We start from the raw sequence: 25901 nt of genomic DNA, 5'->3' as shown, positions 1-25901 counted from the left end.
TAAGATGATGGAGAACGGCGATGGATAGCCAGAACAAATATCTAACGGATCTTAGTGATTTTTTACGCCATGAAATACACCAAGAACATATTAAATTCGGGTATTACCAATCTCGGGGCAGAGTGGCGGTGATCGCCCAAAATACAGCACTACTTAACGCCCTAAAGCAGGATCCAGACCAATCACCCGACAGCCAAACCCTGTTTTTAGTGATGAGTTGGTTGATGGGTAAACCACGACAACCCGCCAGCCGCACAACTCACTATCTCTTAAGCAGTATCAGCCCCGATAAATTTTCAGGCAGTACCATCCACCCTAACCACAATCTGTTTGTTGATACTTTTGATTCACCTTATCAATGGCAGGAAGGTGAAACGCGGGCCGCTGAGCAACTGGCCGATGCCCTACTCCCAAGCGGGCAATGGCACCGCCACTACGATATCGTTGTACTGTCATCAAAGGCGACAGAGCAGCAAGTGTCTCTGATTCAACATTGGATGTTACTGACAGGGGGGAGCGTGTTAATCTATCAAGAGGAAGAAACTTCCTCCGCAATAAAAAAATTACTTGATACAATCATCCCTCCACATGACCGACATATCCGCCCATCGTCTACACAGATAGCATCAAACCAGCCCACACAAACAGGAATTGCCGTTTATAGCCAAAAGAAAACAGAGCCACAAGCAAATAGGCAGCCCACTCATATAATGACTCTTCCCCATTTGCAAAACTTAACATCGCCTCTTCCCCATCAGCAAATAGATACTGTCTGGATTTATGATGCTAAGATCATTATCCCAAAAGCAGGGAAATACACCTTTGCGCTTGATACATCAAGGATAGAGCAGGATATACAGCTAGAAATAGGGACTCAAAAAATAACAGTGACAAAAGGGGAGCAAACCCCAACACTCACTTTCAACCATTTAAAGGAAGGTGAGCGATGCGCTATGCGGATCACCACCACAACCGATGGGCGACCTCCTGAGTTTCGTCTTGGTTGGGCACCACCAAATACCGACACATTAGCGTTGATCCCTCAAGATGCCTTTGTGCATGAGCCTATTTTGCAAAACTCAGCCCCCATAAAAAAAGCACCGCGATACCGTGACGAAATGCCACTTGCAGATGTGATGCGAATGGCGCCTTCTATTCATGGCGTCCAGCAGGTTATCTCACTCCCTTCAACAGCAATAAACCAACTGGCTTTAACCGACGAGCGACTGCGTGAAATTGAATATTTTTCTGTCACCTTAAAAAAAGGGAGCCAGCAACAGATCCTAAAATTAGATGATATTGCGCTCGCCTCACATGCATCATGGCAAACACTCGCTAAAGACATTGAACACAAAATTAATCAGCGATTAGCGCCATTAGCGGCTCCTATTACTGTTGATTACCGTGATCACACCTTAACCTTAAAAGGAAACGGGTTAACTTTCACACAATTTCAACTGAAAAAAAGCCAGCAGATCCCTTATGTTGAGATCTTAAAGAACGTCACAACCGTTCAAGCGCCACAATCCGTCACTCACTCTATTCATTTTACGTTAGAGCAGCTCAATAGCCTGACACATATCACCCTATCGTTAACAGGCAAACATGGTCGTCAAATCAACTTGATACGTCGCGCCTTCAAATCTGCTAACGTGCAATTTGCCTCACCAGAAGAATTTGCAGGCTACTTACAGCGTGTCCTTCGCCACTATAGTCAAGATACTTCACTACAGGTTGTTTGGGATGATAAAGATGAGCGCTTAAAGGTGATTGACCACGTTAATCGAGCGCTTAAAGCGCTTAGCTTTGGTTACCAAGAGCAAAAACACCCCTTAATCATTGCTGAAAACACAACTGAGTTGCCTAACCACCTCACCGTCGGGGCCATCACAGGAAAGTTGCCTCAACATGCTAATATTAGCCACTATCAACAACTCGAAGGGGCTAAGTCAGGCTCAATCAGGCTAAATAGCCATACTGGGGAATGGTTCTATCTGCCTAATCGCCGTTCGCCTTTTACTGGTCATGACCAATTTGATTTTGTGGCGATATTCAAAGATGGTCGGCGATCGGCTCCTCTATCCATCCAAATACAAACAGAAAAAGCACCTATCCTATCGCGTCCAGGAATAAGGACCTTCAGTGTCCCCGACCCTATTTACAATCCACCAGCCGCACGTAACTACGCTGTACCTGAAGATATGCAAGTGCATGGCATTACCCTCACACAAACCCACCAACAGCATCCAGACTCCCCCTATTTAAGCTTAATCGCTCACCGCTGGGCGCTGGTTAAAGTCGATATTACAAGCCGAACCGCGGCGAATGCCCCCGATATTGTCGCTATTGTTAGCGATCAGCAAGGAAACGAACTAGGAAGGGTAAGATTGATGGGGCCGCGGCAACTTCCACAACAATTAGCCGATATGCCTGTCGCCCCGTCAGTCAGTCACAAAATTGCCGACCAGCTAAGCTACAGTGCCCCCTTAAAAGGAGCATGGATAAAACCCGATATTCGTATTCGTCTAATCGCGGATAATCAGCCTATCACACTGCCTTACACCGATAGTGATGGCTACTTTTCCCCTAAGGTCACTGAGGTGCCTCCGCTGACCGCGCGAGTAGCAAACCATCATCTCTATCAAACAGGAGAAGGGCTTTATGCATACTCTCCACTGAGTTGGGGAAAAGAGGCGGTTGCTAAGTTACCGGTCTCACAGCTTACGCTCCATAGTAGCCCGTCACATACACTTGCTCCTGTACTTTCGGGTTATATTCACCCTAATTTTTATGCCTCTACATTGACCATGCCGCAATACGATAAAAGAAACCCGTTCTTTGATCCTGCTAACTTGCACATTGCATGGGCCTACCAACAAAGTGATTGGATAAAAAAGGCTAACGGTACGCACCATGAGTTATATTATACGGCGATACAGCCATCGATTTACGGTTCATTGCTGGGAATGGCGTCACCACTTTTTGGTGGTGGGATCGCCCAATCAGATGTGTTATGGCATGAAATATTTGGGCATGGCTTAGGATTATCGCATACGAATCACCCATATTATCCATTTTCCAAACAGAGTAATGGCCCTGAAATTGCTTATGACCAAGCACGTAGCGCCTATATTACCTATCGTTATACTCACCCCGAAAATAGAAGCACTCAAGAGATCCGGCCTGCCATGTACCCAACGGCGGGGGAAAACAATAAGGCCCCCTATGATGCATTTATTCCCCATTCATCTCACTACAACCAGAAAATTCAGCGGTTTTTATCACGACCAATACCAACATCGAACAGACAGCAAAACCACCCTGTTTATTGGGTCAGTGGTTCGATAGTTACCTTACCCGATGGTAATAACCATCCTTATAGCCACCTTAATATTCAGCGTACTCTTGGGGATCTCCCTATCGTGGCACAACGAGACAAATTGCGTGATATACCCCATGTGTACTTATTAGTTGCCACTTATGCAACCCAAAATGGACTCATGACGACAGATAGCTGCCCGATTGAAGATATTAAATCCATTAGCTTAAATATGGCTGATCATGGCGAATTAGTGAAAATTCAAATAATGAAAGCCGATAATCAACAGCCGATTTACACCTATGCCAATCCGGACGCTTTAGCCAATCGGCTCTTTCACCAATATCAGGCCAATCAGCCATTACAATATGTCACTCTCGATAATTACTGGTGTGGTAGCCCACTGTTCTGGTCTGCTACCGATCCCCATTTAATCGACTTTTCAACGGGTCGGGTCAACAATCAAAGGATAACCCCAAATAGCGCTCTGTGTGCTACTTGGATTAGCGATGGACAACGCCACCAACAATATTTCTCTTTGAGTGACCCTTGGGGTAAGAATGGGCAAATCAATACAAAGCAACCTTTTCTCCCCATCAACCACTTAACGTTGCAGGCTGACAGGCGAACAACACCCTTGGCGCATTACAATATCGAAGCGAATGCCCCACTGCTTGCCGATGTTTACATTAATCAAACTGTTGATATCACAACGCTACAACTCCCTAAAGAGCAACAGCATTATTGGGTAACCTTATTGGTCGAAGATCCATCAGGTGATATTCGTGAACAAACCCCATTAGCGCCGTGGCAGATCACTCGCCAAGGGGAGCTATTGTCGATTATTGGTACCACCGACAGCACACCAAACCTGAAAATAACGGCAATCCGAATTTATCTCGACAAACACCTGCAAGATGACACGCCCCCAAGTACGGTGACATTGACGCAAAACCACACCGCCACCATCACCGAAAATACACGCTTTTTGGATTATAACCAGCCAGTGATATTCAATCACATAGAGCAGCAACCGGAGCTAATCGCCATGATGGAGAAAACAGCAAATCAAACGATGGCAATAAATGAAGGGAGATTACCGAGCACGCCAAGGGTCATTTCAGCGCCCCTTACCGTATAAAACTAAGCAGGCGATGAGTGATCGCCTGCTATCACTGATTAAATCGTATGCTCTGTTCGATTCAAACGATGAGCCAACGGTAGCCAGCACAATAGCACTAACATAGACATCAGCAGCATCAATAAGCCCAAACTAAACTGCCCATTTTGCGGCAACAGTGCGGAAACCCATGTTGCCACCCCTGAACCCACATTTTGCATACCGCCGACTAATGCCCCAGCGGCTCCGGCCAAATAAGGGAAAGGCTCCATTGCCCCTGTTGTTGCTAAAGGGAATAGCATGCCCGCACCGAAGAAAAACACCGAGGCGGGCACCAATAGCGTCCAGATATTCATCACCCCAAACCAGCCGGGGATCCACATTAGCAACCCTGCAATCAAGCAGCAGATCACGGACTGCCACATTAAATGGTAAAAACTTTTACCTTCTCGCCCTGCATACCAAGCCCCAAAAAATGCGGCAGGAATAGGAATAATAAATAAGATACTGACAGTAATACTATTCAAACCAAGTACACCGCCCATCAAAACACCGCTACTGGCTTCGAAAACCGCAATACCCGCCAGCGCACCGATCAACATAATTAAATAAGAAACAAAGGAGCCACTCGACAGTAACTGGTGATAAGAACTCAACATTCTGCGTTTTTCTGAAGACTCAGGGCGTGTTTCAGGTAGCCAGCGATACATGCTCACCAGCACAAAAGCGCCAAGAATAAACAAAAAGATATAACAGGCATGCCAACCCCAAAAATGAGCAAGCAATCCACCAAACATAGGCGCGAGCAGTGGGCTAACTAATACGCCCATGTTTAATAAGCTATTTGCATAGCGCAATGAGGTTCCTTTGTAGAGATCACGAGGCATCGTACGCACCATGACCCCAGCCACCCCTGTACCCAGCCCTTGCAAGCCACTGGCGAGCACTAAAATATCCAGCGTTGGGGCAAAAAGTGCCAGCGTTGTCGCGAGTAAAAAGATGCTCATCCCAACTAAAATAACCGGACGGCGGCCAACTTGGTCAGATAACGGTCCATATATCAGTTGAGAGAAACCATAAGTAAACAAGTAAGCCGCCATGACTCGCTGCACTGAGCCAGACGGTTCACCAAAGTACACAGCGATGTCTGCAATAACAGGTACATAAACAGTCTGTGTCATTTGCCCTACCGCTGCTAGGGCGATCAGCAAGATCAGTAAATTAAAATGTTCCAGTTTTCTCATTTTCTTCTCAAAACCAATTTATCAACCTGAATGCACAGCCTAGCCATGTTATTCAATACAAATAACATGAAGGTTTAATTTCAGAGTGAAACCACAAAGAGTTATTGATTGTTTTCTTTGATAAAACGGTTAATCGGCAGTACATCATGCCCATGTCACCGTTGCGTGACTAAGATAACAAAACTAATTTTTTTTTCGAGGTAGGACAGCATTTTAATTAATGGTGCAATGTCAGCGATATTCGCCGGATATGGCAATAAAACTGTACATTAAATTTGTTTGTGATCTCTTAAAAAGAATAATTCACTAGAACACATTATCGATAAGCGCAAATAGTAAACTGATTTAGTATGAAACTCTGATAAGCAGCAAAGTTAGAAAAAAATCCAGAGGTGAATATTTATGGCTAATTGGGTTACCGGAACCGTTATTGAAGCAAAATTTTGGACAGATTCTTTATTCAGCCTAGTGATCAACGCCCCTATCAAACCTTTTATCGCCGGCCAATTTGCAAAACTTGCTCTCGAAATTGAAGGTGAACGAGTGCAACGTGCTTACTCTTACGTTAACGCCCCGAGTGACGATCGCCTTGAATTCTACTTTGTGGTTGTACCAAATGGTAAACTTAGCCCTAAACTGGCTCAATTACGCCCTGGAGATACCTTACAAGTTACGGATGAAGCGTCAGGCTTCTTTGTATTAGACGAAATTCCCAACTGCCAAAACCTTTGGATGCTATCCACTGGCACCGCGATAGGCCCTTTTCTATCGATATTACAAGAAGGCAAAGACCTTGAACGATTTGAAAAAATCGTACTTTTGCACGCGGTTCGCTACCAGAAAGATCTCAGCTATCTCCCCTTAATGGAGCAATTAGCCAAACGCTACCCAGAAAAGCTGCATTTAGTTACCGTTGTTAGCCGTGAACATTGCGACGATGCGTTATATGGACGTGTGCCAGCATTGATTGAAAACAATACGCTCGAAGAAGCCACTGGCGTTTCGCTTGATGCCACCAGCAGCCATGTGATGTTATGTGGTAACCCTGAAATGGTCAGAGATACTCGCGAGCTATTGGTAAAAACCCGAGGAATGAGCAAACACCTACGCCGTAAACCGGGTCATATCAGCAGTGAACAATATTGGTAACCATTTTGATCCCCCTCTTTCACCCGTAGAGAGGGGATCAAGACAGGTAATCAACAGATTGTGTTTTTTCACCATACTGATTTTCAGAATCCATCCCTACAAAAACACCACAGTCTAGTAACATAATCATAGCGATTAACAGCGGTAAAAAGCGCCCAATTCCCCACTGCCAAACAGGGGCTAATTGGCTAACATCCATTGAAAATAGGGCGAAAGCGAGGATCACCAGTGCAAACCAGCCACCGGGTTTCCCTCTATCATGCAAACGCTTAGTAAATATTGCAGCTAGCGGATAAAGCAATAAAACCAGTAATACAATCACAACCGTTTCAGGTAATGCAAATGCATTTTGCAGTAACACAATGATTGTCATTAAAATAAAATACGATGCGATACCTGCCCAAAATGGTCGACGACCAATACGACCTTTGAAGGAGAAAGCCCATTGTTGTAATGTCATTACACCGGATCCTGATACAATATTAAAAACCATAAAATGAGTGGCAAAAACAAATGAAACAACACGCACTCCATTCAATTCACGTCATGATAACCGTTTTTGTACTTGGTTTGCCACAAATGACATTTGCGCAAAAAGTACCCACGCTACCGAATAGTGATTTTGAAGTCGCTTATTTAGCGCCGGATGCGCCTTCGTTTGACCTTACCATCCCACAGTTTCGTAACCAATTTAATCAAACAAACCCCAATTTACCACTACATGAATATAAAGTGATTGCAAGCCAAGACATTTCAGCTCCCTATATACGAGCGGCTTCTCGGATCAATGCCAATATCTATTCATCCGCCGTATTGGAGCGTGGAAGCGAGAAAATTAAAAGCTTACAGATCACGCTACTGCCAACCCGCGATAACAATGAGGCTCAAGCCAATCGACAATTGATGGAACGCTATGCGGTGGCTGTTATTCAACAATTTGATCCAACCGTTGCAATAGATAAAACCCCTGAATTGACAAAAGCACTAAAGGCATTCATCGCGAATAAAGAGCCAACCTATGCAGACGAAGTACGTTTAGGTGCACTGCGCTACATTTTAGTAAAAAGTGAAAATAATGTGCTTACTTTTGCTGTTGAACCGATTAAGCTAAAGACAGAAGCACCTTAACCGGATAATGATCACAGCAATCGTCATCAGCGTGATAAAAAGCAAAGCTATTGTTATGTATTCTCTTTATACTTAACACCTAAATTTTTAAGGTCCATAACAGAAAAATTTTTCTCGTTGCACCCCGTGTTACACAGCAGCGAGTCACTTATTGATAAATCAAACTCTCTGGTTGGAGGAAACAACATGCGACATCCATTGGTAATGGGTAACTGGAAACTGAACGGCAGCACTCACATGGTTAATGACCTGATTGCTGGCCTACGCAACGAGCTGAGCAGTGTTGATGGCTGTGACGTAGCAATTGCGCCACCGGCTATTTATCTGACTCAAGCAAAACATGCGCTTGCAGGTAGCCGTATCGCCCTAGGTGCACAGAACGTTGACGTCAATCTTTCCGGCGCATTTACTGGTGAAACATCTGCCGAAATGCTCAAAGATATCGGCGCAAAATACATTATTATCGGTCACTCAGAGCGTCGCACCTACCACAAAGAAAGCGATGAGTTTATTGCTAAAAAATTTGCTGTACTGAAAGAGCAAGGCTTGGTTCCTGTTCTTTGTATCGGTGAAAGCGAAGCAGAAAATGAAGCAGGTAAAACAGAAGAAGTGTGCGCTCGCCAAATCGACGCTGTACTCAATACACTAGGCGCCCAAGCATTCCAAGATGCGGTCATCGCTTATGAGCCAATTTGGGCTATCGGTACAGGTAAATCAGCGACGCCAGCTCAGGCTCAAGCTGTTCATAAATTTATCCGTGACCATATTGCGAAAAAAGATGCTGCGGTTGCTGCGCAAGTCATCATCCAATACGGTGGTTCAGTCAATGCAGGCAATGCAGCAGAGCTATTCACTCAACCGGATATCGATGGTGCACTTGTTGGTGGCGCATCACTTAAAGCAGATGCGTTTGCTGTTATCGTTAAAGCAGCCGCTGAAGCTAAAAAAGCCAAATAATTTATATTTCATTGATAATAACCGCCAATATTTATTGGCGGTTTTTTTATTTAATGCCATAATTAAAAACATAATCCCCCTATTAAGGAATAATAAATAATTATATTTGAAACGATTATATTAACTTAATGCGATCACAAAAACAGAAATTCCTTAATGCAAATTATTCTTTCAATATTTTATTTATTCCCAATAGAAAAAAACTTCAAATCATCAATATAAAAAACCACACATCTCACTAATAAACTTGATTATTCCTGTTATACCTCCGTTTGAGAATACTGGACACCTCTTATCTCCCAACATTATATTGACCTCGTTTGTGATTATTGTTTTATCTATTTATCTTTATGAGAAAGATATTTAAATAAATAGATTAATCATCTCATTAATATCAACAAACAATGGTCGCCACCTATTTAAGAAATATTGTCATCGGCGTTTATAAAATAAAACATTCGCTATAAGGATGATTATGGAATATTTAAAAGGTTTAATTCTAAGCACTGCAATAATACTACCTGCAACTGCGGTATCTCAAACAAATAATGATTATTGGCATGTTGATACTGATGTTTATATGGAACTTGAAGAGTACCGCGGTCAACGGGATAGTTTTGATAACAAAGTTTTCGATAAAACCAGTATGGTCGGTAAACTTAGCCTCACTAACCCATCTTCACTTTGGAGCTTCCATTTAGAACATCGAGAATCCTTACGCAACTATGGGCGTAATTTTTCAACGTCTCGTGATTCCTATATTCGCAATCGAACTCAAATTGGGGCCACACGCCAACTTTATCGTAGTACAGACGCCGTATTGAGCCTAAACGGCACCTACCGTAAAGAGTCCAATGATTCTGCACCCAACACCCTATCACGCTCATCCAACAGCTTATATTGGTTAATGCCAGCAGGTAGCTTTGCTTTTAATAAGAAATGGTCATTCGATTTCTGGGATGCTTTTTACTATTACAGTAACTTTTTAAAGTCAAACAACTATGAATGGGAAGCTGAACATGGTGTCACCTATAAATACTCTGACACGATTACGGCAAAACTGACGTTATACAGTGATAGAGTTTGGGATAAAGATTTCAAGAACATTTTCTCGCAAGATCAGATCAGGGTGTACCTACCCATTAAGCTGAGTGATCAATGGGAAATTTCCCCCTATTTCCGCTACTTCCTGAATGAAAGCAGTTATGATCAGCGCAAACACTTAACTCAGAAAGTAAAAAATGGTTATCGTATTGGTACGCAGGTAGCCTACAAGCTAACGCCAAAACTGACTTTATGGGGGGGTGCTGCTATTGAACCCACACAGTGGAAGTACCCAAAAGACGATGATATGACTTCTGGAACCAATAACAGGCAAACCTTTTATTTAGGACAGATTGGCTTCAAATATAGCTGGCAGTGATAAAAACAGCGTACCACCTTCTTATTTTATAACTTTAAAAAAGTCGCCAGAAATTTTCTGCGACTTTTTTATTAAACCCTCTATTTTACGTTAATAAAAACAATAAAATTACACTTAACATATTAATCAGAATAAAATTAGAGCGTAAGATAACCATTTAGATGATTAATTTATTTCGTCGACTTTATCGTCAAGATCACATAAAGAAATAATTCCAAAACGGAATTATTCTACAATTTCGCTGATTATTCCAGATAATTTACCCATTTAAAATCAATAAGATAATTGCAGGCTTCTCAATTATTAAATAATCGACTATTCTTATTTAATAACGGATAAGAATAGTCTTAACTGTGATTAATCTCACTTTACAATTAATTTACGATACTTATTATTCATCGAAAAATAACCAAGGACTGATTCGATGAAAAATCTGACTCTACTTTCTCTGTGCTTACTCAGCGCAATGTCGTTAGCCGACCCCCTTTCGCAAACACAACTCAACGAATTGTGGAAAGATAAACAAAAATCGGCTGATGAAATTGTGAAAAACATGTCTGAAGCTGAAAAAATCGGCCAACTTTTTATGTTGGATTTCCGTTATTGGAATAAAGACAGCAAAGGCGAGCCTGCACCATTTCTAGCGATGAATGACGAAGTCGCTAAGGTCATTAATCAATACCATTTAGGCTCTGTTATTTTATTCCGTGAAAACCTTATTGATACCCCACAAACCGTTGAATTAATTAATCAACTACAAGCCTCACGGAGTAATTTGCCACTCTTTATTGGTACTGACCAAGAAGGCGGCTATGTGACTCGCCTCCGTGTCGGCACCGAAATGCCTGGCAATATGGCATTAGGGGCAACACGTAACCCAGCTCTAGCGGAATTGACGGGTATGATCCATGGCTATGAATTATCTAGCCTTGGCTTTAATATCAATTTTGGCCCCGTTGTTGATGTCAATAACAACCAAAACAACCCTGTCATTGGTGTCCGCTCTTACTCCGACAACAAAGAGCTTGTTGAAGCGCTATCAACCAATTACATCAAAGGGATCCACAAATATAATTTATTGACCTCACTGAAACACTTCCCCGGACACGGTAATGTTTCCTCTGACTCTCATGTCGACTTACCCGTAGTGAATTCCGATGCTAAAGCTTGGCGCTCCACAGAATTACCGCCGTTCCAATATGCGCTGAGTCATGGTGCTGATGCGGTAATGACAGCACACATTATTGTGCCTGCATTAGATAACAACAAAATCAAAACATTATCAGGAAAAGAGGTTGGCACTCCTGCCACGCTTTCCAAGCCGATCCTGCACGGTGTTTTACGTGATGAACTCAAATACAACGGTCTTATCATCACCGATGCTATGGATATGGGAGCAATCGCTGATAACTTTGATATGAACTGGGCAGTGGAAACGTCACTGTTAGCAGGCTCCGATATTATCCTTATGCCAATCAAAATGTGGGATAGCGAAGCGGTAACACGCTTAGACAATATGTATCGCCACCTTGAGAGCGAAGCCAAGAAAAATCCTGAGTTAAGGAAACGGATTGATGAGTCGGCAAAACGTGTCGTGCTGAAAAAGTTACAGCAGGAGATCACCGCACAGCCTGTTGATTTAAACAATGCTCAACTTGTTGTCGCCTCAAAGAGCCATAAAGACTTAGAAAATATGGTTTCCGAGCAAGCTATCACACTGATTAAAAACGATAATATTCTACCTTATGTTCTCAAACCACAAAATCGCATTCTGGTGATTTCTGATGAAAACCCACGTAACACATTAATTCAAAAGCACTTAAATGATATTGCTAATGAAACGGGTGTCGCGATTGAGAGCCAAACTGCAATGATCAAACTGGCTGAAAATACGCTTAGTGCAAAAGAGGTTCAATCGCTCTTAAAAGGCCAAGATCTCGTATTACTGACGACGTATAACCTAAAAGATAACCCTGCTAATGCACAATTGGTGATTGATGAAGCTAACAAAGCGAATATTCCGGTTGTCGTTATTTCATCACGTAACCCATATGACATCGCTTACCTAAAAGGCGTCAAAGCGAATATCGCTATCTACGGTATTACAGGGTTTGATATCACCAATAACAACCGTAATTCACTGGAAACCAACATTCGTAGTGGATTACGTACGCTATTTGCAAATCCACAGGCACAACCTCTAAATCCACCAAAAGGGCTATTACCCGTTAACATCAAAAATCCACAAGGTAACAGAATTCTGTTCCCTTATGGTCACGGTGAAACCTACAACACGACTCACTAATTTATTTTCTAAACAAGGTTCTTCCCAGCCTTGATATCCAAAGCGATATCAAGGGCTGGTTGCTACACCCTAAATAAACTGACACTGCTATTTCATAAACAATAATTAAAAATTAAAGGATCATCATGAAAACATCTTTGAATGGTTTACTCTTTCTCGCCACCACAACACTAACAACGTCTGCATTAGCTGTTGAGACGGTGAATAATGACTACTGGCGCATTACCTCCAATGTCTATATGGAGCTGGAGAAATTTGAAGGCCACCATAATACCAGCGGCGGTAAGGTCTACGACAAAACCACCATGATCGGCCAACTGTTTCTGTCAAACCCTGAATCTAAATGGAGCTTTTTTCTTGAGCACAAAGAGTCATTAAGAAGCTACAACCACAATTTTTCAACCTCAAAAGACTCATTTATTCGTAACCGTACTCAAATCGGTGCGACACGAAAAATGTATTCTAGCGATGTAGGCCAATTCAACTTAAACGTAACCTACCGTAAAGAGTCTAATGATTCCGCACCAGGTACTATGGCTCGCCCATCGAATACACTCTTTTGGTTGATGCCTAGTGGTACTTATCACTTTAACGACAAATGGGCATTTAATTTCTGGGATGCCTTTTATCATTATGACAATTTCCATGCGCCCAATAGTTATGAATGGGAATCTGAACACGGTATTGTTTATAAGATCAATGATTCCGCCACCGCCAAACTGTACATGTATACCGACTGGACGTGGGATAAAGACTTCAATAAAACATGGGAACAAAATCAGATCCGCGGCTACTTCCCAGTGACCTTGAATCAGGATTGGAGCATCATGCCGTACTTCCGCTATTACCTGAACGAGCACAACTATGATAGTAACCAGCGCACGACCCAGAAAGTGAAAGATGGCTATCGTGTCGGCACCCAAGTTTTCTATAATTTGACCCCAAAACTGACGCTATGGGGCGGATTTGCCGTTGAGCCAAGTACATGGGAAAACCCAAAAGGGGCGGGGATCACCTCTGGCAGCAACAACCGCCAGACATTCTACCTAGGCCAACTGGGTGTCAAATACGTATGGCAATAAGCTAAAAAAAGGTGACTGACTTCTCCCTCACAAGTCAGTCACTCTCACTATAAAAAGCTTTTTTGGGTATCCGCGACGAGTATTGTTCAACAGATATAAGTTTCGCTTAAAATCCTCAATGCGATGAATGCTCGTCAGGATATAGCGCTAAGAGTATGCGATTTTTTTATTTTGAAGAAAACGCCCCATAAATTAGAGCGATTATTTTTCTGAGTATACTCAGCACGCAATCTGTCATGATTGCAGGTACAGTCATGACAATCGACAGGCCTTGTATGTAACAAAAAAATATAATGTGCTCAACGAATGCAAGTGATAACTCTGGGGAGTTATATGATTTAGGCGATAGAGAGTACAAACGAAAATACCAAATAACAGAAGTTATAAAACACGGTAATATAAAATACAGTAACACGCGATAAAAAAAATGAATTCGCGTTTTAAGGTAATAGTAATATACCGGCGCCAGTATAATTACATAGGCGAGCAAGGCAAAATTCACGACTTTAAAAAACGCGTATGTGACTTCATAAAAGCCGTTCTGTTCAGTGTATAGCGTCCTAAAAACTTGAAGAATGACTGTCAGATAATAAAAAATCACCCCCACACAAAGAGAGATGTAAGAAATAAGCGCGGAATACTGATTATTTTTCAGAAATAATTGGCGTAGTAATGTCAGCATAGTTTTTCGACATGGGTAATATTTTGCCTAAGTAAGATCGAATATCCGGTTAGATAGACACAAATTCAGCAGTGCGATCTTTTTGATATTGATTATCTTGTGAATGATAAAATGGACAACAGGCGGAGATCAGCCCTTGTTTATTCCCATTTAGGGGAAGTCGATGATGCCCGCCGTGATGACACGTTCTTGGTTTTCCATTAATTTGCCTTAAGTTAATTAACGCATTTTATTTCACTTAAGGCAATGGATTTATTTACAATAACTCAGCTTAAAACCTAACCAACTAATCGCGACGGCTTATTTCATCAAATACACCGCCATTAGAGAAATGCGTTGTTTGAGCTTTTTCCCAACCGCCAAACAAATCGTCCACTGTAAATAATTTCAACTTCGGAAAGCGCTGCTGATATTTCTGAGCCACTTCCTCATTACGTGGTCGATAGTAATTTTTCGCGGCAATCTCTTGCCCTTTAGGCGAATATAAATATTCTAAATAGGCTTGAGCCACTTCCCTACGCCCGCGCTTATCAACGGTTTTATCAACGACGGCCACTGTTGGCTCTGCTAAAATTGAGATACTTGGCGTCACAATTTCAAATTGGCCATTTTCACCAAGCTCATTAATCGCTAATAACGCTTCGTTTTCCCATGCAATCAACACATCCCCAATTCCCCGCTCAACAAAGCTATTTGTCGCCCCGCGAGCACCTGAATCTAGTACCTCAACATTTTGATAAAGCTGTTTAACAAATTGCTTGGCTTTCTCTGGATCATGATGATTTTTTTCTAATGCATACCCCCAAGCACCGAGGTAATTCCAGCGTGCACCACCTGACGTTTTAGGATTTGGCGTGACAATCGCAACATCTTTACGGATCAAATCATCCCAATCTTGGATATTTTTAGGGTTTCCTTTACGCACAAGAAAAACAATCGTTGAGGTATAAGGTGCGGAATTATCGGGTAAACGAGTGATCCAATTCTTATCAATACGTCCACTCTTCGCTATCGCATCCACATCGTAGGCTAAAGCCAGCGTCACAACATCCGCTTCTAAGCCATTAATAACAGAAGTGGCCTGCTTTCCTGACCCGCCATGAGACTGACGGATAGTTACCGTATCCCCGGTTTTTTCTTTCCAATACTGACTAAAGGCTTGGTTATATTGCTGATAGAATTCTCGAGTGGGATCATAAGAAACGTTTAATAATTGGATGTCTTTTGCCCATGCGCTTGCTGTGAGCGCTAATAATAATGTGGTTGTTACCTGCCATTTACTCGCCATTCTTCCATTCCTCATCAATCAATTGTTAAGGAAGGCTGACAGATCTCATCAATAACATGAAATAATTAAAAATGACAAATTATGCAACAAAAGAATATAAGGCAGAAAAATCAGGCAGAGAGATCAAACCTGCACGGCACTGAAACGGCACCGCACAGGTGAGATTTGCAATCGTAGAGGTAGAGATTAATACAGTTTTTTCGCTGTGTCGTACCACTCTTTCTTAAATACACGCTTCATATTCATTACAGCATCAATGATATCGTGGTGAACCAGTTTTTCATTTTGAATACCGACACAACGACCGCCGTAACCTTCTAATAATAGCTGAATAGAGTAGGCTCCCATGCGCGATGCGAGAATACGGTCATAAGCCACTGGCGAGCCACCACGCTGAATATGCCCCAATACCGTTGCGCGCGTTTCATGATGCGTTTCTGCTTCAATATATTTCGCTAGCTCATCAACATCGCAAACATGCTCAGTGATTGCCACAATGGCATGGCGTTTACCTTTCTCAATGCCTTGTTTTATCTCAGATAACAGCTCTTCGCGGTCAAATGACATTTCATTTTCAGGCAGAACGATAAACTCACAACCCCCCGCAATCGCAGCCGAAAGCGTCAGATCGCCACAATAGCGCCCCATAACTTCAACAATCGAAATACGTTTATGAGACGTCGAGGTGTCACGCAGACGGTCAATCGCTTCCACTACCGTTTCAAGTGCGGTGAAATAACCAATGGTATAGTCCGTTCCCGCCACATCATTATCGATGGTTCCCGGCAAACCAATACAGGGGAAACCTGCCTCTGTCAGTGATTTTGCCCCTAGATAAGAGCCATCACCACCAATCACCACCAGCGCATCAATATGATTTTTTTTCAGATTATCAATGGCAACAGCACGAACTTTTTCATCGCGGAATTGAGGGAAACGAGCCGAGCCAAGGAAGGTGCCACCGCGGTTAATCATGTCAGAAACACTATAGCGATCTAGCTGTTTCATACGGTTTTCATATAAGCCTAGATACCCATCATAAATACCCATGACTTCTAAACCTTCGCTCAGTGCAGCACGTACAACACCACGGATTGCAGCGTTCATACCCGGTGCATCACCACCACTTGTTAGTACCCCAATTCTTTTAATCTGTTTGACCATGATGACCTCTGATTAATGAATATAAATTGCAAATCGATGAAAAACACAATGATATCGTACTTTTCTAACGTACATTCTGTTATAAACAACTCATGCTGAATTGATTCACCTAGCGTTATAATAAGACAAAGGAACCTATCTATACCTGCTTTCTATCAAGCTTTGCTTGTTTATTGTGATCCAGCTTACACAATTTTAGTCTATAAAACGGATTGCCGCAGAAGCAGAGGCTCACTATAGCGGGTGTTGTCTTACTTCGAAACAAAAATTAAGTGCATATCATAGCATTTATGTAACATAGAAGCTTAACCTTGCGAGTTAAAAGTAAACAGAGGCGCCTACTACCCACACGATAAAAAATAAATGTTCACTGGCTTTCTCAAAACCAAAGCAAAACTACGCAACTGAGCCGTTTTGGCTCAAGCGTTTATTGATTGATTGAGTGAGAAACAAAAAAGCCCCGTTAGCGGTTATGGGTTAACCAACGGGGCTCCATTTTCAAAGGCTAATACTTGGAGCCATCAGGCACAAGGCCTAAGATTAAGTATAAAAATAGCGTGTTAGATGGAAGAAGATTGGCGCGGCAAAGCATAAAGAGTCGATACGATCTAGCATCCCGCCGTGCCCTTCGATTATGGCGCCAAAATCTTTGATGCCGCTATCGCGTTTGATAGCAGACATACATAATCCTCCCACAAAGCCCATTAGGGTAATCGCCAGTGACATTAGCCCTGCTGCCCACCAACTAAATGGGGTTACCCAATACAAGCAGATACCAATTAGCACGGAAGATAAAATGCCACCAACAAAGCCTTCAATGGTTTTGTTCGGGCTTAATTTTGGCACAATAGGATGTTTGCCAAACAATTTTCCAAACACATATTGCAGCACATCAGAAAGTTGCGTAACCACAATCAAGAACAGCAGCAGTTTGACGTTTTCCCCCTCATAACCTTGAATATCCAACATCAACAAGGCTGGCACATGGCTTAAACAGAATACCGCGACTAACATCCCCCACTGAATTTTTGAGGTACGCTCGAGGAAATGATACGTATCTCCCGCTAAGGCAATGCGAGTAGGTAAGAAAAGGAACACAAACACCGGCACAAAGACTGAGAACATGCCATACCACTGAATGCCGACTAAAACATATTGCAGAGGGAGGAAAATAAAAAAGCACCAAAATAGGGCTTCATGGTCACTACGCCGAGTCGGTGTTAAGGTAATAAACTCCCGTAATGCAAAAAATGAGATCAGTGCAAATAAAATCACGACACCGATATTGCCAATCACAACGGCGAGTACACAGACAATACACATTAACCACCAAGCTCGGATCCGAGCATTCAAGTTATCAATAGTTGGATTGCTGTTATCCCCTGAATAACGGTAAGCGAGGATCCCGCCAATAATACTAGCGACCACAAGTATGCTAAAGACACCTGATAGCAATAACACGATTTCGCTATCCCAAATACTACTCATGGCATCAACTCCTCTAGTGCGAGTTTCGCACGCTCTAAGAATACGGCTTTTGGTTCATCCTCGCCTAATGGGGCTAATGGCTTGCCCACAACCGCAGAGCAGATCACCGGCACAACCAACTTCGACCCCTTTGGTAGTACGCGATTTAAATTCTCAAGGTACACAGGCACCACTTCAACATGAGGGTGTTTTTTGGCTAAGTGATAGATACCGCTTTTAAAATGACTTAATTCTTCGCCATCCCCGCGCGTACCTTCTGGGAACAAAATCAATGATTCTTGTTTTTCCAAGATCGCCTCAAGTGGCTCTAAGACATTCTCTTTCGCCGTTCCATCACCTTTACGGTCGATTAAAACAGCGCGAAAAACGTTATTGACTAGATAGCGTCGAAAGGGCGTTTTATCCCAATAATCTCTTGCGGCGACAGGGTGAACAGCATGGCGCATTAAAGGAGGTAATCCAGCCCAAATAACTAAACCATCAAGATGGCTGGAATGGTTAGCATAATAGATACGTGGTGTCATTGCCGGTTGGCAACCAACCCAACGGGTACGTACGCCCGTTAATAAACGACAAGTAAATGACAGCAACATTCCCATGCCTTTTGCTAGCAAAGAAATCCTCTGAGCTTTTTCCATTTTTATTCCTTGCGAATCGTTATTTTATTTTTGCTACCCAGCCACGACAAAAAATAGGGTAGCTATTTTTTAGCGAATACACCCAAAAAGAAATTTAAGCATCAAAATAGGCGGAGTTATTTTAGAGTGCAAGCAGCAAGGTCTGATTTCGTTTTTTTTGAGACAACATTCGCAGATAAACAGCAAAGAATAGATTATTAGCAAAAAGTTAATGGCATGATCACAAGATCAACACAAATGAAGATACAAAAAAAAGCAGTAAAGGCGGCACCTCTACTGCTTTTCAATATTATTCTAACTGGATAAATAATTATTTTTTGTCAGCCGCGATACGGTCACGGATATGTTGTGCACGCTCTGCTGACGGTGGGTGAGAATCGAACATGCTGCTTTCTTTGCTACCCATTTGAGCTAATTTCTCAAAACCAGTGACTAAGCCGTCAGTTTTAACACCGCGTTTTTTCAGCAAGTCATAAGAGAAATCATCCGCTTGGCTCTCTTGATGTTGAGAGAACTGAGAGTTAATCAGTTTTTCACCCAGCGCAGCTAATTGTGAAGAGCTGAGTTGCTCAACAACGCCACCCGCTGAAGCTGCTGCGGTACGCGCGGCAACCGCGGCATAAGCAACTTGCATTGCTTTACGTGTATGGCCGAGTGCAACGTGGCCCATTTCATGACCTAATACACCTTCAACTTCGTTATCATTCATGATATCCATCAGGCCGCTATAGACACGAACGCAACCATTCGCCATTGCCCAAGCATTCACATCATCAGTCATATAAACTTTGTAGTTAACTGGTGTGCCATCAATTTCATTGCCTAATGATTTAGCAATTTTATCTAAGCGTTTAGAGTACTTGCTTGAAGCGGGTGCAATTTTATTTTGTGCGTCCATTTCTTTACAAGATTGGTCGCTTAATTGCTTAACGTCACCATCCGTTAAAGTAGCGGCTTGGAATAATTGCATACCAGAGTTAGTTAGCATGCCTTGGTCTAAGTTTTTACATCCCGTCAAAATGACAGCAGAGACAGCGACTGCAACAAGAGCCTTCATTTTCATAATATTATTTTCCTTTGCAATACACACAACAATTTTACGGCATAAAGACTATGAATTTTGAGCAAAATAACAATAGGAATAGAGTGAGATCATCTTCATAAAATGAATTTAACCCGTTTTTTGTCTTAATAGCAAAATCATTGGAATAATAATTCGCTTTATCCAAAATAATTAACTAAATAATCAGTTTCTGTAGAGTCGAGTCTGAACAATTCACCACAAAGCGGCGATCGACCAAACGCACAACACTAAGATAGGATAAAATTCGCAGGGCTTTGTCTACTTGATGATTAAAAATAGAAGCACTAAAGAGCGCCTTTGCCGTTGTTTCAGAACCTATATTATTTGCTCAGCATGTTTATATTATCGATAAAAACCTTCATCAACCGGGTGATCAAAAGGGAAGCATAGAGAGGGATCCATTTTTTATTTTAAAAGCTAAGCGCAAAAAAAAAGCCCCTAAAAGGGGCTGTAAAAGACAGGGATGGTGTCTATGGCAAGGAAAAAACTTCACTTATTGCTACTTCACTACTACGATCAAGAGAATTCGGTACTCAATAAATTTCATTCAATGAGTTATTGCAAAGCCTGATATTGAGACATTTTTTGTTGATGGATCTGCTCAAGTTGGGCTTTCTGCTCAGGTGTTAATAACTGATACAATTCATGATGAATTCGCGCCATTTCAACACGCTGAGTTAATTCTTTTTGCAAACTTTTTTCTAATTGGGCACGTACTGCCTGCTCATCAAAGTCGTCTGCGGTAATTAAACTGTGCAATGCTTCACGCTCTTGCACTGAAACTGGGTTATCAAATTGATAACGGCGTTGTGTTGCCATTAAATCACGTAATTGCTGGCGCTGTTTTTCATTTAACGTGATACCATTAAACATAAATGTACTCGTGCGTTCTTCACTACCAAACAGCTCATAATGCTGAAGTTTAGCCAACGCTGATGAGGTAGGCTCATTTTGCATTTGCAACATTAGGGGAGTCGAACCATCACCAGTTTGTGCCACATTTTCTGGTGTATCCCCAAAAGCCGTCACTGAGCCGAAAATGAATGCAGAGGCTAACGTCAACATTACTGTTGTTTGTGCTGTTCTTTGCATTTCTGACTCCTTGTTCTCGGACAGTGCTCGTGATTCAATGTGGACAACTATACGCCGGTGGCTGCAAACTAGCGTCAGAGCATGTAAAAGAACGTAAAGTCATGGAATCATGAAGATTGTTATCGTATTTTGGCAGTTGGAGGACTTAAACACATGCATAAAATCCTATTAGTTGATGACGACCGTGAACTCACGTCGCTCTTAAAAGAACTGCTCGAAATGGAAGGTTTCAACGTTGTCATCGCCTATGATGGTGAACAGGCTTTACAACAACTGGACTCGTCCATTGATCTGTTATTACTTGATGTCATGATGCCAAAGAAAAATGGTATTGAGACATTAAAAGAGTTGCGTCAAATCCACCAAACTCCTGTCATTATGTTAACCGCTCGCGGTAGTGAGCTAGACAAAGTGTTAGGCCTTGAGTTAGGTGCAGATGACTATCTTCCTAAACCTTTCAATGACCGCGAACTCGTTGCCCGTATCCGTGCACTATTGCGCCGTTCTAATTGGAGCGAACAGAATCAGGGCGACAATAGCAATACGCCTGTTCTGCAAGTTGATAAGCTACAATTAAACCCTGGTCGCCAAGAGGCCAGCTTTGATAACGAAATTCTAGACCTAACAGGTACTGAGTTCACGCTACTCTATTTATTAGCTCAGCACCTCGGTCAAGTCGTTTCAAGAGAGCATCTAAGCCAAGAAGTTCTTGGGAAACGCTTAACGCCATTTGACCGTGCTATCGATATGCACATTTCTAACTTACGCCGTAAATTGCCAGAGCGTACAGATGGTCAACCGTGGTTTAAAACTTTACGTGGTCGTGGATACTTGATGGTTTCAGCAACATGATAAATAGCTTAACCGCAAGAATATTTGCAATTTTCTGGTTTACCCTCGCACTAGTGTTAATGCTAGTGCTGATGGTACCCAAGCTAGACTCTCGGCAGCTCACTTCCCTTCTGGAAAGTGAGCAGCGCCAAGGGGAAATGCTTGAACAACACATCGAAGCCGAACTTGCACAGGCGCCGATGAATGACCTTCTTTGGTGGAGGCGGATTTCTAATTCCATCAAAAAATGGGCGCCTCCGGGGCAACGTCTGATCATTGTGACCAGTGAAGGACGTGTTATCGGGGCGATGCCCAGTGAAATGCAAGTGATCCGTAACTTTATCGGGCAATCCGACAATGCCGATCACCCGAAAAAGAAAAAATATGGTCGCGCGGAAATTCTTGGGCCTTTTTCCATTCGCGACGGTGAAGACCATTACCAACTCTATTTAGTTCGCCCAGCCAATAGCCCACAATCAGACTTTATTAACTTATTGTTTGACCGGCCATTCTTGTTATTAATTGCCACTATGCTGATTAGCGCCCCATTATTACTTTGGTTATCATGGAGCTTGGCACGCCCTGCCCGTAAATTAAAAATGGCGGCAGACGATGTCGCAAAAGGCAATTTACGACCACACCCTGAACTTGAATCGGGGCCGCAAGAGTTTCTTTCTGCCGGTAACAGTTTTAACCAGATGATTAGCGCGCTTGATGGCATGGTCACTGCCCAACAACGACTGATTTCTGATATCTCGCACGAACTACGGACGCCACTCACACGCTTACAACTGGCAACGGCACTCTTACGCCGCCGCCATGGTGAAAGTAAAGAGCTAGAACGTATCGAAACCGAAACGCATCGCTTAGATAGTATGATCAATGACTTACTCGTGCTATCACGCAGCCAGCACAAAAATGAGATCTTAAGGGAGAATATTAAAGCCGATGAATTATGGGGCGATATTCTAGAAGATGCTCGCTTTGAAGCAGAGCAGATGAATAAAACGTTAGATGTCACCGCCCCGCCAGGCCCATGGCCGATTTATTGCAATCCATCGGCGATAGGCAGTGCATTTGAAAATATCGTTCGCAATGCCCTTCGCTACTCAAATACCCACATTGCGGTCAATTTTAAAGAGGAAAACAACGGCATCTTAATCACTGTCGATGATGATGGCCCAGGAGTTAGCCCCGCTGATCGCGAACACATTTTCCGCCCTTTCTACCGTACAGATGAAGCACGCGATAGGGAGACTGGCGGAACTGGCCTAGGCCTTGCGATTGTTGAAACCGCAATCTCACAGCATAAAGGCTGGGTAAAAGCAGACGATAGCCCACTTGGTGGCCTCCGTTTGCAAATTTGGTTACCCGAGCATGGTCGATAATCCCAATTAACTCTCGGCGCCTTAATATTCATTTGATTAAGGCGCCAATTTTATTCCCACGCCAATATAAGTAATTTCACCTAATTAAAATCCGTTTAATCAATTTGCTATTCAATCATTTTAAGACAGTCAGTATCACCAAATAAGACAAATAGTTCCTCTAGCCTACTGTTTTAATTATGTTGTGATATATCATCATAAAAAGGCAATTTACCGCATGCGCCTATAATCTGCTTTTTATTTATTCAGAGTTTGCCTATTATATAAAAAAAACACCGCACACATGCCTAACTAATACGTCAAATAGAACAGTAAGATAATTGTGGGCGATATCGTACTTTACTCGTGTTCGGAATTTACTTATTACTTTTGCGCCTATTTTCGCGCTAAAACACAAAAAATTAGACGACTCAACTCAACGGATTCATCAATGAAAAAAATCAAGCTTACCAAGTTGGCCATTTTAACGGTATTGGGCGTAATGAGTGGCAATACTCTTGCTGGGGGTCTCGTTCTACCGGATAATAACTTACGAAACGACCTTGCATGGTTATCAGAACGTAATGTTATTCAAATCAGCCTTTCTACATGGCCCCTATCTTCAGAAGAAATTACCCGCTCACTTAATAATGCAAATATCACCAATAGTGAACAAGAAGCGATTGTGCAGCGTATTAAGCAACAACTCAGTCGCACTAAAAATAACCTCCAATTACAAACCTACCTGTCAACGAGTAAGCCATCCATGCCACAGGGGTTCGCGCAAAGCGAATACAGTGATTTCCGTTATACCGTTGAAGGTAATTACAGCACCGATGATGTCGATTTAAATTTAAAAGCGAATGCTGAACGAGCGTTACGTGTTGAAAATGGCTCTGACTATAACCTTAATGGTTCTTACGGCGGCGTGAAAATTTGGAACCAATGGGTTAGCTTTGGTGAGATCCCTCAATGGTGGGGGCCAGGCCATGATGGTAGCTTGATCCGTACTGATGCAGCACGTCCTGTCACAGGTTTCCTAATACAGCGTGCAGACCAAAGTCCTTTTGAAACCCCTTGGTTATCATGGATTGGCTCATGGCAATATCAGCTTACAGCAGGTCAAATTAAGCAGTACTCCTCACAACCCCATACCAAGCTCATTGGTTTACGTATGACCATGAACCCAACGGATTTCTTTGAGTTAGGGGGTTCACGCGTAGTCATGTGGGGAGGTGAAGGTCGCCCTAACAACTGGAATTCTTTCTGGAATGCGATGGCCGGTAAAGATAACACAGGTGATCAAAATGATGACCCCGGTAACCAGCTTGCAGGGCTTGACGCTAAAATCAAACTCTACCCGCTGATTGGTTTACCTGTCAGTGTTTACGGCCAAATGATCGGTGAAGATGAAGCCGGTATGTTCCCATCGAAAAATGCTTTTATGGGGGGTATCGAAGGCTACCATACTGCATGGGGTCAGCCTTTAAGCTGGTATATTGAAGGTTCTAATACCCATACCGAATGGAACAAAAACGGCGTGATGTATACTCACTTTATCTACCAAAATGGATACTACCAACAAGGTGCACCTTTGGGTCATGCCATGGGTGGTGATGGGCGTATGTTATCAGCCAAAGTGGAATACACCCTTGACGATGATAACCGTGTTAGTACACGTTTAGTCTATGCCAAGGTCAATAAAGAAAGTTATCCACAAAACAAAATCTACCCTAAATCAGAAACAATCAAGGGTGTCGATTTAGGTTGGTGGCATAACTTTGATAACATGGTCAGCACCGATGCAAAAGTCTGGGTATCGAAAACAGATTACGACACCAGTGATGATATTGGTGCTTCCGTCATGGTAACCGTACCGTTCGAATGGTAATCAATCGCCATTAATAAAAGTGTTATATCCATGATAAAACTAGCCGCTGAATTATTCGCGGCTAGTTTTTTATTTCTAGTCGAAATTCGACTTATTTAGAAATCACACTATAATTATCAGCAAGGTTTATTTCTGATGCTTTTTTATTCATTTAATAAAATAATAAAATTAATTATTGCTCTTTATTAATTTAACGTCACTAAGGCGTATTAGCATAACCAAAAAATAAAAATGATATATTTCTAAATTATTTCACTTATCTTAACTCGATATTCGGGTATAGAAATATATCTCAATCGAATGAATAAAATACATCCATAAAAAATAAGGTTATTTCCTAAGATGGCAGATAAAATATTGCCTACGGTCAGCAAAGGAATCCAAAAGAATATAAATCTATTCTTTACAATAGGTTAGAGAGTTAGCAAAATAATAAGACTATTCTCTAAGACAATCACACCGATAGTCAGCAACTATATTTAGTGATATTATTAGGCGCTTTCGCTTGACCGAGTCAGCGAAAATGCATGCCCTTTTGAAGGGCGATGAATGATAAGACGTGCTTATCAATTGAGCAACTACGTAAAAACGTAATGTTTTCAATTAATAAGCACGAATGTAGAATTCGATGGTGCTCTGGGACCCGACA

Annotated in this window: 18 protein-coding genes; 10 read left to right on the top strand and 8 right to left on the bottom strand. The window is 42.3% G+C overall.

The window, feature by feature from the left end; translation table 11 throughout:
• Positions 1–20 precede the first annotated feature (20 nt).
• Positions 21–4460, top strand: a complete 4440-nt coding sequence (locus PR709_RS13910) for a hypothetical protein (protein ID WP_272570947.1) — start codon at positions 21–23, stop codon at positions 4458–4460.
• Between the two features lie 38 nt (positions 4461–4498).
• Here PR709_RS13910 and emrD read toward each other — a convergent pair whose 3' ends face one another.
• The gene (emrD, locus tag PR709_RS13905; RefSeq protein WP_014657239.1) at positions 4499–5683 is read right to left on the bottom strand and encodes a multidrug efflux MFS transporter EmrD; all 1185 of its coding nucleotides are present in this window, start codon (positions 5681–5683) and stop codon (positions 4499–4501) included.
• Positions 5684–6085: 402 nt separating this feature from the next.
• Between emrD and fpr the strand changes: the two genes are divergently transcribed.
• Complete coding sequence (fpr, locus tag PR709_RS13900; RefSeq protein ID WP_040132576.1) at positions 6086–6832, top strand: ferredoxin--NADP(+) reductase; 747 nt, start codon at positions 6086–6088, stop codon at positions 6830–6832.
• Between the two features lie 37 nt (positions 6833–6869).
• Here fpr and PR709_RS13895 read toward each other — a convergent pair whose 3' ends face one another.
• Positions 6870–7292: a DUF805 domain-containing protein gene (locus PR709_RS13895; RefSeq protein ID WP_014657237.1), complete on the bottom strand. Its 423-nt coding sequence runs from the start codon at positions 7290–7292 to the stop codon at positions 6870–6872.
• A 53-nt stretch (positions 7293–7345) separates the two neighbouring features.
• Here PR709_RS13895 and PR709_RS13890 point away from each other — a divergent pair, with 53 nt between their 5' ends.
• The 5 genes from PR709_RS13890 (at position 7346) to PR709_RS13870 (ending at position 13727) form a co-directional block, all read left to right on the top strand.
• Positions 7346–7960: a DUF1454 family protein gene (locus PR709_RS13890; protein WP_004924673.1), complete on the top strand. Its 615-nt coding sequence runs from the start codon at positions 7346–7348 to the stop codon at positions 7958–7960.
• Between the two features lie 186 nt (positions 7961–8146).
• Positions 8147–8917, top strand: coding sequence for a triose-phosphate isomerase (gene tpiA / locus PR709_RS13885; RefSeq protein ID WP_040132578.1), 771 nt, complete (start codon positions 8147–8149; stop codon positions 8915–8917).
• Positions 8918–9392: 475 nt separating this feature from the next.
• Positions 9393–10340, top strand: coding sequence for an OmpG family monomeric porin (locus PR709_RS13880; RefSeq protein WP_036942548.1), 948 nt, complete (start codon positions 9393–9395; stop codon positions 10338–10340).
• A gap of 424 nt (positions 10341–10764) precedes the next feature.
• Entirely contained in the window at positions 10765–12645 is a 1881-nt protein-coding gene (locus PR709_RS13875) for a glycoside hydrolase family 3 N-terminal domain-containing protein (protein ID WP_042117114.1), read from the top strand.
• 125 nt (positions 12646–12770) lie between these two features.
• On the top strand, positions 12771–13727 hold the full coding sequence (locus PR709_RS13870) for an OmpG family monomeric porin (RefSeq protein WP_004924417.1): 957 nt from the start codon (positions 12771–12773) through the stop codon (positions 13725–13727).
• 968 nt (positions 13728–14695) lie between these two features.
• Here PR709_RS13870 and PR709_RS13865 read toward each other — a convergent pair.
• The 6 genes from PR709_RS13865 to PR709_RS13840 all read right to left on the bottom strand — a co-directional run bounded on the left by PR709_RS13865 (position 14696) and on the right by PR709_RS13840 (position 21163).
• Positions 14696–15697 carry a sulfate ABC transporter substrate-binding protein gene (locus tag PR709_RS13865; protein ID WP_042117111.1) on the bottom strand — a complete coding sequence of 334 codons (1002 nt, stop codon included), beginning with the start codon at positions 15695–15697 and terminating at the stop codon, positions 14696–14698.
• Between the two features lie 186 nt (positions 15698–15883).
• Positions 15884–16861 (bottom strand): 6-phosphofructokinase, encoded by a 978-nt coding sequence (pfkA, locus tag PR709_RS13860; RefSeq protein WP_004924408.1) that lies wholly within the window; start codon positions 16859–16861, stop codon positions 15884–15886.
• Positions 16862–17401: 540 nt separating this feature from the next.
• Positions 17402–18349, bottom strand: coding sequence for a phosphatidate cytidylyltransferase (locus PR709_RS13855; RefSeq protein ID WP_004924405.1), 948 nt, complete (start codon positions 18347–18349; stop codon positions 17402–17404).
• Complete coding sequence (locus PR709_RS13850; protein WP_004924402.1) at positions 18346–18987, bottom strand: lysophospholipid acyltransferase family protein; 642 nt, start codon at positions 18985–18987, stop codon at positions 18346–18348. The genes PR709_RS13855 and PR709_RS13850 overlap by 4 nt, the downstream gene beginning before the upstream one ends.
• A gap of 310 nt (positions 18988–19297) precedes the next feature.
• Positions 19298–20050, bottom strand: coding sequence for a M48 family metallopeptidase (locus PR709_RS13845; protein WP_004924398.1), 753 nt, complete (start codon positions 20048–20050; stop codon positions 19298–19300).
• 576 nt (positions 20051–20626) lie between these two features.
• A complete protein-coding gene (locus PR709_RS13840) occupies positions 20627–21163 on the bottom strand; it encodes a Spy/CpxP family protein refolding chaperone (RefSeq protein ID WP_014657231.1) in 537 nt (178 codons plus the stop codon).
• A gap of 153 nt (positions 21164–21316) precedes the next feature.
• On the opposite strand from PR709_RS13840, the gene cpxR reads away from it, so the two are divergent.
• The 3 genes from cpxR (at position 21317) to PR709_RS13825 (ending at position 25252) form a co-directional block, all read left to right on the top strand.
• Positions 21317–22015 (top strand): envelope stress response regulator transcription factor CpxR, encoded by a 699-nt coding sequence (cpxR, locus tag PR709_RS13835; protein ID WP_004924392.1) that lies wholly within the window; start codon positions 21317–21319, stop codon positions 22013–22015.
• Entirely contained in the window at positions 22012–23382 is a 1371-nt protein-coding gene (gene cpxA, locus PR709_RS13830; RefSeq protein WP_004924389.1) for an envelope stress sensor histidine kinase CpxA, read from the top strand. Before cpxR ends, cpxA begins: the two co-directional genes overlap by 4 nt.
• 430 nt (positions 23383–23812) lie before the next feature.
• Positions 23813–25252 carry a capsule assembly Wzi family protein gene (locus PR709_RS13825; protein WP_036942537.1) on the top strand — a complete coding sequence of 480 codons (1440 nt, stop codon included), beginning with the start codon at positions 23813–23815 and terminating at the stop codon, positions 25250–25252.
• Positions 25253–25901 lie beyond the last annotated feature (649 nt).

The sequence above is a fragment of the Providencia sp. PROV267 genome (assembly GCF_028477825.1).
In the GTDB taxonomy this organism is placed as follows: domain Bacteria; phylum Pseudomonadota; class Gammaproteobacteria; order Enterobacterales; family Enterobacteriaceae; genus Providencia; species Providencia stuartii.
This window is presented reverse-complemented; position numbering and strand designations above follow the sequence as displayed.

Bases quoted from the DNA above. Each gene is read 5' to 3' on its own strand.
- PR709_RS13910 (WP_272570947.1), top strand. From the start codon at position 21: ATGGATAGCCAGAACAAATATCTAACGGATCTTAGTGATTTTTTACGC.
- emrD (WP_014657239.1), bottom strand. From the start codon at position 5,683: ATGAGAAAACTGGAACATTTTAATTTACTGATCTTGCTGATCGCCCTA.
- fpr (WP_040132576.1), top strand. From the start codon at position 6,086: ATGGCTAATTGGGTTACCGGAACCGTTATTGAAGCAAAATTTTGGACA.
- PR709_RS13895 (WP_014657237.1), bottom strand. From the start codon at position 7,292: ATGACATTACAACAATGGGCTTTCTCCTTCAAAGGTCGTATTGGTCGT.
- PR709_RS13890 (WP_004924673.1), top strand. From the start codon at position 7,346: ATGAAACAACACGCACTCCATTCAATTCACGTCATGATAACCGTTTTT.
- tpiA (WP_040132578.1), top strand. From the start codon at position 8,147: ATGCGACATCCATTGGTAATGGGTAACTGGAAACTGAACGGCAGCACT.
- PR709_RS13880 (WP_036942548.1), top strand. From the start codon at position 9,393: ATGGAATATTTAAAAGGTTTAATTCTAAGCACTGCAATAATACTACCT.
- PR709_RS13875 (WP_042117114.1), top strand. From the start codon at position 10,765: ATGAAAAATCTGACTCTACTTTCTCTGTGCTTACTCAGCGCAATGTCG.
- PR709_RS13870 (WP_004924417.1), top strand. From the start codon at position 12,771: ATGAAAACATCTTTGAATGGTTTACTCTTTCTCGCCACCACAACACTA.
- PR709_RS13865 (WP_042117111.1), bottom strand. From the start codon at position 15,697: ATGGCGAGTAAATGGCAGGTAACAACCACATTATTATTAGCGCTCACA.
- pfkA (WP_004924408.1), bottom strand. From the start codon at position 16,861: ATGGTCAAACAGATTAAAAGAATTGGGGTACTAACAAGTGGTGGTGAT.
- PR709_RS13855 (WP_004924405.1), bottom strand. From the start codon at position 18,349: ATGAGTAGTATTTGGGATAGCGAAATCGTGTTATTGCTATCAGGTGTC.
- PR709_RS13850 (WP_004924402.1), bottom strand. From the start codon at position 18,987: ATGGAAAAAGCTCAGAGGATTTCTTTGCTAGCAAAAGGCATGGGAATG.
- PR709_RS13845 (WP_004924398.1), bottom strand. From the start codon at position 20,050: ATGAAAATGAAGGCTCTTGTTGCAGTCGCTGTCTCTGCTGTCATTTTG.
- PR709_RS13840 (WP_014657231.1), bottom strand. From the start codon at position 21,163: ATGCAAAGAACAGCACAAACAACAGTAATGTTGACGTTAGCCTCTGCA.
- cpxR (WP_004924392.1), top strand. From the start codon at position 21,317: ATGCATAAAATCCTATTAGTTGATGACGACCGTGAACTCACGTCGCTC.
- cpxA (WP_004924389.1), top strand. From the start codon at position 22,012: ATGATAAATAGCTTAACCGCAAGAATATTTGCAATTTTCTGGTTTACC.
- PR709_RS13825 (WP_036942537.1), top strand. From the start codon at position 23,813: ATGAAAAAAATCAAGCTTACCAAGTTGGCCATTTTAACGGTATTGGGC.